At 72.7% G+C, this 11,907-nt stretch carries 12 protein-coding genes; 9 read left to right on the top strand and 3 right to left on the bottom strand.

What is annotated here, in order from left to right:
- Positions 1-188: 188 nt before the first annotated feature.
- Together ACIBEA_RS29530 and ACIBEA_RS29525 are read left to right on the top strand one after the other, a co-directional pair.
- Complete coding sequence (locus ACIBEA_RS29530) at positions 189-1,328, top strand: alpha/beta hydrolase (protein WP_399266321.1); 1,140 nt, start codon at positions 189-191, stop codon at positions 1,326-1,328.
- A 74-nt stretch (positions 1,329-1,402) separates the two neighbouring features.
- Entirely contained in the window at positions 1,403-2,263 is an 861-nt protein-coding gene (locus ACIBEA_RS29525; protein ID WP_399266032.1) for a DUF4429 domain-containing protein, read from the top strand.
- Positions 2,264-2,307: 44 nt separating this feature from the next.
- Here the strand turns inward: ACIBEA_RS29525 and ACIBEA_RS29520 are convergent, their stop codons facing one another.
- Entirely contained in the window at positions 2,308-3,381 is a 1,074-nt protein-coding gene (locus tag ACIBEA_RS29520) for an aldo/keto reductase (RefSeq protein WP_399266030.1), read from the bottom strand.
- Positions 3,378-3,818 carry a MerR family transcriptional regulator gene (locus tag ACIBEA_RS29515; protein WP_399266028.1) on the bottom strand — a complete coding sequence of 147 codons (441 nt, stop codon included), beginning with the start codon at positions 3,816-3,818 and terminating at the stop codon, positions 3,378-3,380. The genes ACIBEA_RS29520 and ACIBEA_RS29515 overlap by 4 nt, the downstream gene beginning before the upstream one ends.
- A 70-nt stretch (positions 3,819-3,888) precedes the next feature.
- Between ACIBEA_RS29515 and ACIBEA_RS29510 the strand changes: the two genes are divergently transcribed.
- Together ACIBEA_RS29510 and ACIBEA_RS29505 are read left to right on the top strand one after the other, a co-directional pair.
- Positions 3,889-4,710, top strand: coding sequence for a serine hydrolase domain-containing protein (locus ACIBEA_RS29510; RefSeq protein ID WP_399266319.1), 822 nt, complete (start codon positions 3,889-3,891; stop codon positions 4,708-4,710).
- A 149-nt stretch (positions 4,711-4,859) separates the two neighbouring features.
- Positions 4,860-6,020 carry a peptidoglycan recognition protein gene (locus ACIBEA_RS29505; protein ID WP_399266026.1) on the top strand — a complete coding sequence of 387 codons (1,161 nt, stop codon included), beginning with the start codon at positions 4,860-4,862 and terminating at the stop codon, positions 6,018-6,020.
- 10 nt (positions 6,021-6,030) lie between these two features.
- Here the strand turns inward: ACIBEA_RS29505 and ACIBEA_RS29500 are convergent, their stop codons facing one another.
- Positions 6,031-6,759, bottom strand: coding sequence for a pirin family protein (locus ACIBEA_RS29500; protein ID WP_399266024.1), 729 nt, complete (start codon positions 6,757-6,759; stop codon positions 6,031-6,033).
- A gap of 95 nt (positions 6,760-6,854) precedes the next feature.
- Here ACIBEA_RS29500 and ACIBEA_RS29495 point away from each other — a divergent pair, with 95 nt between their 5' ends.
- The 5 genes from ACIBEA_RS29495 to ACIBEA_RS29475 all read left to right on the top strand — a co-directional run bounded on the left by ACIBEA_RS29495 (position 6,855) and on the right by ACIBEA_RS29475 (position 11,769).
- Complete coding sequence (locus tag ACIBEA_RS29495; protein ID WP_399266022.1) at positions 6,855-8,081, top strand: PucR family transcriptional regulator; 1,227 nt, start codon at positions 6,855-6,857, stop codon at positions 8,079-8,081.
- Between the two features lie 89 nt (positions 8,082-8,170).
- Positions 8,171-9,088: an ACP S-malonyltransferase gene (locus ACIBEA_RS29490; protein ID WP_399266020.1), complete on the top strand. Its 918-nt coding sequence runs from the start codon at positions 8,171-8,173 to the stop codon at positions 9,086-9,088.
- A 19-nt stretch (positions 9,089-9,107) separates the two neighbouring features.
- Positions 9,108-10,112 (top strand): ketoacyl-ACP synthase III, encoded by a 1,005-nt coding sequence (locus ACIBEA_RS29485; protein WP_399266018.1) that lies wholly within the window; start codon positions 9,108-9,110, stop codon positions 10,110-10,112.
- A 60-nt stretch (positions 10,113-10,172) separates the two neighbouring features.
- Complete coding sequence (locus ACIBEA_RS29480; protein ID WP_399266017.1) at positions 10,173-10,424, top strand: acyl carrier protein; 252 nt, start codon at positions 10,173-10,175, stop codon at positions 10,422-10,424.
- A 79-nt stretch (positions 10,425-10,503) separates the two neighbouring features.
- The gene (locus tag ACIBEA_RS29475) at positions 10,504-11,769 is read left to right on the top strand and encodes a beta-ketoacyl-[acyl-carrier-protein] synthase family protein (RefSeq protein WP_385776113.1); all 1,266 of its coding nucleotides are present in this window, start codon (positions 10,504-10,506) and stop codon (positions 11,767-11,769) included.
- The last annotated feature ends 138 nt before the right edge of the window (positions 11,770-11,907 follow it).

Here is an 11,907-nt window from a genome sequence, read left to right as displayed (position 1 = left end):
CGCAACCCCTCGGTGACGACCGCGCCCGAGGACCCGTGACCCCTGTCACCCGGCGTCCCGCAGGCCGGAATGGTCTCCTAGGCTGTCTCCCAGTGAACCTCTCCGGCCTGCACGGCCCCGCCTCCCCCGCCACCTCGCCCAGCCCGGGCGCGGTGCACGCCCTGCTCGCGCTCGTGGTGGTCTTCGTCATGCTGGCGACGACCGGCTGGACGGCCGTGCACCGGCCCGAGGAGAACGTCTCCGTCCGCAGAACGGCCCTGGCCGCCTGGGCCGGCGCCCGGATCGGCGGCCGCCCGGTACCGACCGCCGACGCCCCCGTACGGACCGTCGCGCGCTTCTTCTCCGAACTCGACGGCGCGGAGCGGGGCCGGCTCGCCGACACCTATCCGCTGGTCGTCGGCAACCTCGACGGGGTACCCGCACAGACCCGCTTCCGGGCCAACCGGCGCTCCCTCGCCCAGGCGAGCCGGACCGAGGAGGTCCGCTCCCAGGACGTGGCGCTGACCCCCGCCGACCGGGACGAGGCGACCCGGCGGCTGCACCGCCTGGAGTCCCTGGCCGACCCCTCGCGGCAGATCCTCGTCTTCGACCCGACCGGCGAGGGCCTGGTGGCCGAGGTCTTCGGCGACCTGGACCGGGCGCAGCGCGTCTCGATCGTCGTGCCGGGCGTCGACACCGACCTGATCACCTTCGAGCGGTCCCAGCGCCGCTACAGCGCTCCGGTCGGCATGGCCGAATCGCTCTACGAGGCCGAGCGGACGACCGCTCCGGACACCCGGACCGCGGTCATCGCCTGGGCCGGTTACGTCAGCCCCGACGGGCTCGGCGTGGACGCGGCCACCGGCCGGCTGGCCGCGCAGGGCGCCGTACGACTGGAATCGCTGGCCGCGGCGCTGCCCGGCGCGGCGCCGGTGACACTGTTCTGCCACAGCTACGGATCGGTGGTCTGCGGGGTCGCCGCCCCCGACCTGCCGCGCCGGGTGACCGACGTGGTGGTCTCGGGCAGCCCGGGCATGCGCGTGCAGAACGCGGCCGAGCTGCACACCTCGGCGCGCGTGTGGGCGATGCGGGACTCCGGGGACTGGATCGCGGACGTGCCGCACCTGGAGCTCGGCGGGGTGGGGCACGGGGCCGATCCGGTCTCGGCCGCCTTCGGCGCGCGGCGGCTCTCGGCCACCGGGGCCAAGAGCCACACCGGCTATTTCGAGCCGGGTACCGGCTCATTGGAGAACTTCGCGCGAATCGGAACCGGTTCGTACGCTTCCGCGGTGTGCGCGAGCGGGGACGACTCCTGCCGACGGGGAATTTCCAGCACAGAAGCGGGCTGAAGCACGTAGACGGCCGGAAAACGACCCCCACAGTCAGGGGACGCACAGGCCCGCCGCCCTTTACGATGAGCCGCATGGGTGACGTACTGGCCGGAAACCATGCCGTCTGGGAGTTCGACTCGGACTCGGTGCTCATCCGCTTCGAACGGGGGATGTCCGCACTGCGGATGCCGCGGCTCTGGCATGCGCTGAGTCAGCGCCGCATTCCCCACGAGGCGTTGTCCGAGGTGAGCGTGACCGTGACCGCGGGCAAGCGGGACACGGTGGTCCTGCGTGCCGTCCCGCGGCCCGGGGCCGATCCGCTGATGGACGCCGCGGCGGGACAGCTGAAGGACCTCTGCGACCCCTACCGGCTGGTGCTGCCCGCCGACCGGGCGCCGCTGGCCACCGCGCTGGCCGACGGGCTGCGCGCCCGGCTGGGGCCGGACCCCACCGAGCCGGCCCCGCGCTTCCTGGTCGAGGCACCGAAGCCGCCGCTCCACCTCAAGGCGTACGACGCCCGGGCGACCCTCGACGAGAGCGGGGTCAGCTTGCGCTGGTCGCGCACCGGCGCCTCCAGCACCAAGTGGAAGTCGGGCGACCGGCATTACCCGCTGGCCGCGCTGACCGGGGTCGAGTGGCGCACGCCGGAGAATCCCGGCGGATACCTGCGGCTCAGATCGCGCGAGGACGACGCGGAGGAGCGGGCGCCGGAGCACGACCCGGCGACGGTGCTGTTCTCCCTGGGGTACGGGGCCGTGCACGAATCGCTGCCGTTCGCGGCCGCGGTGCTGGCGGCCGTGCGCAGCCGGACGCCGGTGGCGGCGGGACCGCTCTCGGCCCCGTCCCCGCCGGAGCCGGACCGCATGCGCCACCTCGGCGAACTGCACGGGGCGGGACTGCTGACGGACGCCGAGTACGCGGCCCTGCGGGACCGGTACGCGTCGGAGGCGTAGGCCACCGCTCCGTCGGGTCGGGCCCCGGCCCCGGTCCCGGTCCTTCAGGACTCGCGGGCCGCCGAGGTCGAGGTCATGTCGGGGTAGCGGTCGCCCGCGACGCGGGAGGCGATCGGCTCCAGCAGGGCCAGCTCGGCTTCCGTCAAGGCGATCCGGGTCGCCGCCGCGTTCTCCGCGAGGCGGCCCCGCTTGCGGGTGCCCGGGATCGGCACGACCGTCAGGCCGTGGACGGACGCCCGCTGGTGCACCCAGGCCAGCGCGACCTGCGCCGAGGTGGCACCGTGCGCCGCCGCGACCTGGCGCACCGGCTCCAACAGCGCGGCGTTGGCCCGGGCGTTGTCCCCCGTGAACCGCGGCTGGTAGCGCCGGAAGTCGCCCTCCGACAGCTCCGCACCGGCATCCGCGAACGCCCCGGTCAGGAAGCCGCGCCCGAGCGGGGAGTAGGGCACGAAGGCCACGCCCAGCTCCGCCGCCGCGGCCACCGCGCTGCGCTCCACGTCCCGGCTGAACAGGGACCACTCCGACTGGAGCGCGGCGATCGGGTGCACGGCGTGCGCTTCGCGCAGCTCGGCGCCGGTGACCTCGCTCAGGCCGAGGTGGCGGACCTTGCCCTGCGCCACGAGCTCCGCCATCGCGCCGACGGACTCCGTGAACGGCACCTGCGGGTCGCGCCGGTGCATGTAGTAGAGGTCGATGACGTCCACGCCGAGCCGCCGCAGGCTGCCCTCGACGGCCTGGCGGACGTACGCCGCGTCATTGCGCACGCCCCGGTACTGCGGGTCGTCGGTCCGCTCGATCGCGAACTTCGTGGCCAGGGTGATCTCGTCCCGGTGCGCGGCGACGAACGGCGCGAGGAACTCCTCGTTGCGCCCCCGCCCGTAGACGTCGGCGGTGTCGAAGAGGGTGATCCCGGCCTCCAGGGCGGCGCCCAGGGCGTCGCGGGCCGCCGCCTCGTCGGTGTCGCCGTAGAACTCGCTGATGCCCATGCAGCCGAGCCCCTGCACGCCGACCGGCGGGCCGCCCTTGCCCAGTTCGACCCGGGCGATCCGGTCGGCCGGAGTGTTCGAGGTGCTCGGGGTGTTCGGGGTGTTCCCGGTGCCTTCAAAGGTGTTCGTCATGACTGTGCCTTCCCCTGTCCCGTGTTCGTCTGCCCGGTGTCCGCGGTGTCCGCGGTGTCCGCGTAGAAGCCGATCTTGTAGTCCAGTACGGCCAGCGCGTCCGTCAGCTCGTCGATCCGCGCCCGCACCTCCCGCCGCGTCCGCTCCAGCAGTTCCCGCCGCTCCCGGAAGGTGTGCTGCCCCTCGCGGACCAGTTCCGCGTAGCGGACCATGTCCGCCACCGACATCCCGGTGGCGCGCAGCTTGCCCACGAAGGCGAGCCAGTCGAGGTCCTTGTCGCTGAACCGGCGCTGGCCCGAGTGCGAGCGGTCCACGTGCGGCATCAGCCCGATCCGCTCGTACCAGCGCAAGGTGTGCTGGGTCAGCCCGGTCCGGGCCTCGACCTCGCTGATCGTGTACCGCGTCTGCGTCTGGGTCTGCATCTGCGTCAGGCTCATGACCACCACGCTAAAACCCTTGAGTGCACTCCAAGCAAGTAGGCTCGGCCTCATGGAGAGCACGGAGATCATGGAGAGCCTGCGGATCGTCGACACCTGGCCGGTACCGACCGCCGCAGCGGCCGTCGTACGCGCCGACGGGACCCTCGCCGGCGCCCACGGCCCCGTCGACCACCGCTTCGCGCTGGCCTCCGTCACCAAGCCGCTCGCCGCCTACGCCGCGCTCGTCGCGTACGAGGAGGGGGCGATCGAGCTGGACGAACCGGCCGGCCCCGAGGGGTCGACCGTGCGCCACCTCCTCGCGCACACCAGCGGCCTCGCCTTCGACGAGCACCGTGCGATGGCCCCGGCCGGGGAGCGGCGACTGTACTCCAACGCCGGCTTCGAGGTGCTCGGCGACCACATCACCAAGGCCACCGGCATCGCCTTCGCCGAGTACCTGCACCAGGCGGTGCTGGAGCCGCTGGGCATGGCCTCGACCACCCTGGAGGGCTCCCCCGCCAAGGACGGCGTCTCCACGGTCGCCGACCTCGTCCGCTTCGCCGCCGAGCTCCAGGCCCCCCGGCTGCTGGACGTCCGCACGGTCGCCGAGGCCACCGCCGTGGTGCACCCGGGCCTCAAGGGCGTCCTGCCCGGCTACGGTCACCAGTCCCCCAACGACTGGGGCCTCGGCCTGGAGATCCGCGACGGGAAGTCCCCGCACTGGACGGGCGCCGGCTCCTCCCCGCGCACCTTCGGCCACTTCGGGCAGGCCGGCACCTTCCTCTGGGTGGACCCGGACGCCCGCGCCGCCTGCGTGGCACTGACCGACCGGCCCTTCGGGCCGTGGGCGGTCCAGGCCTGGCCGCCGTTCACCGACGGGGTGCTCGCCGCGCTGACCGGGCGCCGCTGAAAGGACGTTCGACGGCGGTGTCGAACGGGTGACGCCGCCGGGGCTATGCCCCCATCCGACCCGATTGCCGGGACCCGCGTCCCGGTTCCGGCCCCGCCGCATCGATAGATTCCGGTTCCCATCCACCGTTGATCTTCGGGGAGAACCGGGTGCGCACCCGCAGCATCGTGGTGACGGCCGCCACCGCCGCCCTCACCACCGGCATCGTCGGACTGCTCGCCGTACGGGGGGTGCCGGGCGCCGCCCTGCGCACCGAACCCCTGCGGGCGAACGGGTCCGGCGCCTCCTTCGAGGACGGGGACACCGCCGGTTTCAGCATGCTCGCCGTCTCCTGGGACGAGCCCGACCGGGCCCTCGACGGAGCGATCCGGGTCCGGACGAAGTCCGCGCGGACCGGGGACTGGTCGCCCTGGACCGTGCTGGGCACCGAGCGGGGCGAGGGCGTGCGCGGGGTGTCCGAGCCGCTGTGGGCCGGGCCCTCCACCGGGGTCGAGGTCCAGGTCGCGGGCCACGGCGCCGCGCTGCCCGCCGGACTGCGACTGGACCTGGTCGACCCCGGCGCCGACCCGGCGGCATCGGACATGGACGCGGGGGCCGCGGGGGACGCCGTACCCGCCGCGTACCCGGCGGGCGCCCCCGCCGCCCGGCGCGACGGCGTCGCCCACCCCGACGTGGTGTCCCGTTCCGGTTGGGGCGCGGAGGAACAACCGGGCAACGACCCCGTGTACGGCAAGGAGGTCAAGGCGGTCTTCGTGCACCACACCGCGCAGACCAACGCCTACGACTGCACCGACTCGGCGGCCCTGATGCGCGGCCTGCAGACCCTGCACGTGCGCACGAACGGCTGGAAGGACCTCGGCTACAACTTCGTCGTCGACAAGTGCGGCACCGTCTTCGAGGGCCGTCGCGGCGGCGTCGACCGGCCGGTGACCGGCGCGCACACCCTCGGCTTCAACACCGACACCATGGGCGTCGCGGTCATCGGCGAGTACTCCACGCAGGAACCCTCCGACGCCGCGATGAGCGCGGTGGCCCGGCTCGCCGCCTGGAAGCTGGGCCGGTACGGGTACGACCCGCAGGGCAGCGTCACGCTGACGTCCGGGCTCGACAACGGCAAGTTCCGCACCGGCGTCCAGGCGCGCTTCGAGCGGATCTCCGGCCACCGCGACGCGTTCTCCACCGAGTGCCCGGGCACCGCCCTCTACCGCCGGCTCCCGGCGATCCGCTCACGCGCCGCCGACCCGGCCGGGGACCCGCAGGGCGGTTCACTCGACGGGCTGATCGGTTCCCTCGCCGGTCACCACGGCTGAGCGGCGGGCCCTACGGAAGCTCCCACAGGAGCAGCTCCCCCGGGGAGCCCGCGACGACCTCCAGACCGCTCTCCTTGGTGATCCGCACCGAGTCCCCGGGCCCCAGCTCCACGCCGGGCGCGCCGTCGTCCGCGCCGTCGAGCCGCAGGTCCCCGCGGACCACGTGCAGGTAGACCCGGGGCGCGGCCGGTACGGCGATCCGCTCGCCCGCGCCGGGCCTGCGCACCCGGAGCACCGCGCCGGCGGCGGGGACCGCGTAGGGCGCGTCGTCCGCGACGTCACGGAGGATCTCGTACGAGGGCGACCGCCCGTCCTGCTCGCCGTCCCCGCCGTCCCCGCCGTCCCCGCCGTCCAGGACGTCGAAGGCGGCCAGCGGGACCAGCCACATCTGGACGAAACGGAGCGGCACCCGCGCGTCGTTGCGTTCGACGTGCCGGACGCCGTCCCCCGCGCTGAGCCGCTGCACGTCCCCGGCCCGCACCACGGTGGCGTGCCCGGTGCTGTCCCGGTGGGTGAGCTCGCCCTCGGCGACCCAGGTGACGATCTCGGTGTGCCGGTGGGAGTGCTCCTCGAAGCCCGCGCCGGGGGCGAGGAACTCCTCGTTGCAGGCCCGGACCGGGCCGAAGCCGAGGTTGTCCGGATCGTAGGAACTACCGAAGGAGAAGGCGTGCCGGGTGCTGATCCCGGCCTCCTGGTCCCCGCCCGGGTACCGGTCCGCGCCGCGTCGTACTTCCATCATGGGGGCCACCGTAGCGGCCCGGCCGCTCCCGGCCCCGGGGCCGGGCCGCCGACCCGGCACTCCGCGGCGGGGTCCGGATAGGGCAGTCTTGTCCCGTGCCCCAACCCGAACGTGAGCAGCCCCCCGCGCATCCCACGCATCCCGCCCACCAGGTGCAACCCGCCCACCCCCATGCGGCGACCTTGCGGCGGCTGGAGAAGTCCTCCGGGCGCCTCGCCGCGAACGCGATCGCCCGCATGGACGAGACGCTGTCGTGGTACCGGGCGATGCCCCCGGAGAACCGCTCGTGGATCGGCCTGGTCGCGCAGGCGGGCATCGCCGCCTTCACCGAGTGGTTCCGGCACCCGGAGACCCCCCAGGCGATCTCCACCGACGTCTTCGGGACGGCCCCCCGCGAGCTGACCCGGGCGATCACCCTGCGCCAGACCGTCGAGATGGTCCGTACGACGATCGAGGTCATGGAGTCCGCCATCGATGAGGTGGCGGCCCCGGGCGACGAGTCGATCCTGCGCGAGGCGCTGCTGGTCTACGCCCGGGAGATCGCCTTCGCGACCGCCCAGGTGTACGCGCAGGCGGCCGAGGCGCGCGGCGCCTGGGACGCCCGGCTGGAGTCCCTCGTGGTCAACGCGGTGCTGTCCGGCGAGGCGGACGAGGGCGCGCTGTCGCGTGCCGCGGCGCTCGGCTGGAGCTCCCCCGACCACGTGTGCGTGGTGCTGGGAACCGCCCCGGAGGGGGACAGCGAGCTGACGGTGGAGGCGATCCGGCGGGCCGCGCGGCACCACAAGCTCCAGGTGCTGACCGGGGTCCTCGGCGACCGGCTGGTCGTGATCGCGGGCGGCAGCGACAACCCGATGCAGGTCGCGAAGTCCCTGATCGGGCCGTTCGCGGCGGGGGCGGTGGTGGCCGGTCCGGTCGTCTCCGACCTGCTGAACGCGACGAAGTCGGCGCAGGCCGCCGCGGCCGGACTGAAGGCGTGCACGGCGTGGCAGGACGCCCCGCGGCCGGTCCTCGCGGATGATCTCCTTCCGGAGCGCGCGATCGCCTCCGACCCTTCTGCGCGGGAGCAGTTGGTGGAGGAGATCTACAGACCGCTCGAAGAGGCCGGATCCGCCCTGTTGGAGACGCTGAGCGTCTACCTGGAGCAGGCGAGCAGTCTCGAAGGGGCGGCGCGGATGCTGTTCGTGCACCCGAATACGGTGCGGTACCGGCTCCGACGTGTGACCGACGTCACCGGTTGGTCGCCGTCAGATGTCCGCTCGGCGTTCACTCTGCGGATCGCCCTGATCCTGGGGCGTCTGGCCGACGGCGAACAGCCGTCCTAGACTTTTGTCGGACATCAACAATTACCCCGACGGTTCTTCGTCCCTGTCCCCACGGGCGGCGCAGGCCGAACTCAAGAGAGAGTGTGAGGGTGCTCGTACTCGTCGCTCCCGGCCAAGGCGCTCAGACGCCCGGCTTCCTGACTTCCTGGCTCGACCTCCCCGGTGCCGCTGATCGCGTCGCCGCCTGGTCGGACGCCATCGAGCTCGACCTTGCCCACTACGGCACGAAGGCCGACGCGGACGAGATCCGCGACACCGCCGTGGCCCAGCCGCTGCTGGTGGCGGCGGGTCTGCTGTCCGCTTCCGCACTGGGCTCCCCGGCCGCCTTCGGCGCGGTCGCCGGTCACAGCGTCGGCGAGATCACCGCCGCCGCGTACGCCGGTGTGCTGAGCGAGGCGGACGCGCTGTCCTTCGTCCGCACCCGCGGGCTGGGCATGGCGGAGGCCGCCGCGGTCACCGAGACCGGCATGGCCGCCGTGCTCGGCGGTGACCCGGACGTGGTCGTCGCACACCTGACCGCGATGGGCCTCACCCCGGCCAACGTCAACGGCGCGGGCCAGATCGTGGCCGCGGGCACCGTGGAGCAGATCGAAGCCCTGGTGGCCGACAAGCCCGAAGGCACCATGAAGGTCGTCGCCCTCAAGGTCGCGGGCGCCTTCCACACGCACCACATGGCACCCGCGGTCACCACGCTGGAGAAGGCCGCCCAGGCCCTCGCTCCGGCCGACCCGGTGCTGACATACGTGTCCAACAAGGACGGGCAGATCGTCACCACGGGCGCCGATGTCGTCGCCCGCCTCGTCGGCCAGGTCGCCAACCCGGTCCGCTGGGACCTGTGCATGGAGACGTTCGCCGCGCGAGGCGTCACCGGGATCATCGAGCTGTGCCCGGGCGGCACCCTGACGGGGCTGGCCAAGCGCGCCCTCAAGGGCGTGCCGACCGTGGCGCTGAAGACGCCCGACGATCTCGAGAAGGCCGCTGCGCTCATCGCCGAGCACGCGGTCTGAGAGAAGGAGCCCACACAGCATGTCGAAGATCAAGCCTGCAAAGGGTTCCCCGTACGCGCGCATCCTCGGTGTCGGCGGCTACCGCCCCACGCGGGTCGTCCCCAACGAGGTGATCCTGGAGACGATCGACTCGTCCGACGAGTGGATCCGCTCGCGCTCCGGCATCGCGACCCGGCACTGGGCCTCGCCGCAGGAGACCGTCGCCGCGATGTCGGTCGAGGCCTCCGGCAAGGCGCTGGCCGACTCCGGGGTCTCGCCGGAGCAGATCGGCGCCGTGATCGTCTCGACGGTCTCGCACTTCAAGCAGACCCCGGCCGTCGCGACCGAGATCGCGCACCGGATCGGCGCGGGCAAGCCCGCCGCGTTCGACATCTCCGCCGGCTGCGCCGGTTTCGGCTACGGACTGACCCTGGCCAAGAGCCTGGTCGTCGAGGGCTCGGCGCAGTACGTCCTGGTCATCGGTGTCGAGCGGCTGTCCGATCTGACCGACCTGGAGGACCGCGCGACGGCCTTCCTCTTCGGTGACGGAGCGGGCGCCGTGGTCATCGGCCCCTCGGACGAGCCGGCCATCGGCCCCACCGTGTGGGGTTCGGAGGGCGACAAGTCCGACACCATCAAGCAGACCGTGCCGTGGGACGAGTGGCTCGGCAAGGACGGCGGCGAGAAGTTCCCGGCCATCACGCAGGAGGGTCAGGCGGTCTTCCGCTGGGCCGTCTTCGAGATGGCCAAGGTGGCCCAGCAGGCGCTCGACGCGGCCGGGATCACCGTCGACGACCTGGACGTCTTCATCCCGCACCAGGCGAACATGCGGATCATCGACTCGATGGTGAAGACTCTGAAGCTGCCGGAACACGTCACGGTCGCCCGTGACGTCGAAACCACCGGCAACACCTCGGCCGCCTCGATCCCGCTCGCGATGGAGCGGCTCCTGGCGACCGGGGCGGCGAAGAGCGGCGACACCGCGCTCGTCATCGGCTTCGGGGCGGGCCTCGTCTACGCAGCCACGGTCGTTACCCTCCCCTAGGGCCCGGGATCCTTTCCCGACCTGTACCACCAGAGTTAGCTATCTAAGAAGGAGCGCCACATGGCCGCCACGCAGGAAGAGATCGTCGAGGGTCTCGCGGAGATCGTCAACGAGATCGCCGGTATCCCGACCGAAGACGTCGAGATCGGGAAGTCCTTCACGGACGACCTGGACGTCGACTCCCTGTCCATGGTCGAGGTCGTCGTCGCCGCCGAAGAGCGCTTCGACGTCAAGATCCCGGACGAGGACGTCAAGAACCTCAAGACGGTCGGCGACGCCGCGAACTACATCCTGAAGCACCAGGCTGCCTGAGCCTGACGAGCGTTTGTCGCCACCCGGCGGTGGCGCCGTGACAATTCAGCACCCTCTTACACGTGGAGAAAGAATTCCTGTGAGCCCGACCAATCGCACCGTGGTCGTCACCGGTATCGGCGCAACCACTCCGCTGGGTGGCGACAGCGCTTCGACCTGGGAAGGTCTGCTTTCCGGTCGTTCCGGGGTCAAGCCCCTCGAAGGCGAGCGCTTCGCCGAACTCCCGGTCCGCATCGCGGCTCTGGCCGCCGTGGACCCGGGCGAGGTACTGCCCCGCCCGCTCGCCCGCAAGCTGGACCGCTCGGCTCAGTTCGCGCTGATCGCGGGCCGCGAGGCCTGGGCCGACGCGGGCTACACCGGCCCGGCCGGTGAGGACCCCGCGGTCGATCCCGTGCGCCTCGGCACCGTGATCGCCTCCGGCATCGGCGGCGTCACCACCCTGCTCGACCAGTACGACGTACTGAAGGAGAAGGGCGTGCGGCGGGTCTCCCCGCACACGGTCCCCATGCTCATGCCGAACGGCCCGGCGGCCAACGTCGGCCTGGAGGTCAACGCCCAGGCCGGTGTGCACACCCCGGTCAGCGCGTGCGCCTCCGGCGCCGAGGCCATCGGCTACGCCGTCGAGATGATCCGCACCGGCCGCGCCGACGTGGTCATCGCGGGCGGCACCGAGGCGGCGATCCACCCGCTGCCGATCGCCGCTTTCGCCAACATGATGGCGATGTCCAAGAACAACGACAACCCCACCACGGCCTCCCGCCCGTACGACAAGGCCCGCGACGGCTTCGTCCTCGGCGAGGGCGCGGGCGTGGTGGTCCTGGAGTCCGCCGAGCACGCCGCCGCGCGCGGTGCCCGGGTCTACTGCGAGGTGCTGGGCCAGGGTCTGTCCGCGGACAGCCACCACATCGCGCAGCCCGAGCCCACCGGTCGCGGTGTCGCGGCCGCGCTGCGCAACCTGCTGGACAACACCGGTCTGGACCCGGCCGAGCTGGTCCACCTGAACGCGCACGCCACGTCGACCCCTCAGGGTGACACGGCCGAGCTGAAGGCCCTGCGCAAGGTCCTGGGCGACGACCTCGACCACATCGCGATCTCGGCGACCAAGTCGATGACGGGTCACCTGCTGGGTGGCGCGGGCGGTGTCGAGACCGTCGCGACGGTGCTGGCGCTGTACCACCGGATCGCCCCGCCGACGATCAACGTCGACGACCTGGACGACGACATCACGGCGGACATCGTCCGCGACGAGCCGCGCAAGCTGCCCGTGGACGGTCCGATCTCCGCGATCAACAACTCGTTCGGCTTCGGCGGCCACAACGTGTCGCTCGCCTTCCGTTCCGTCTGATCCCGCACACAGCAGCGAGAAGGGGGGGGCGGGGGGGGGGGGGGGCGCCCTCTTGGACGCGGGCGCGGCCCTGCGGAGCGACAGACACGAGTGGGCGCCGCGCCACGCGCACCACGGCCCGCCGGGGAGCGCCAAGGA

Source organism: Streptomyces sp. NPDC051555 (assembly GCF_044454405.1).
In the GTDB taxonomy this organism is placed as follows: domain Bacteria; phylum Actinomycetota; class Actinomycetes; order Streptomycetales; family Streptomycetaceae; genus Streptomyces.
The sequence above is the reverse complement of the archived record's forward strand: the minus strand, read 5'-3'. Positions and strand labels throughout refer to the sequence as shown.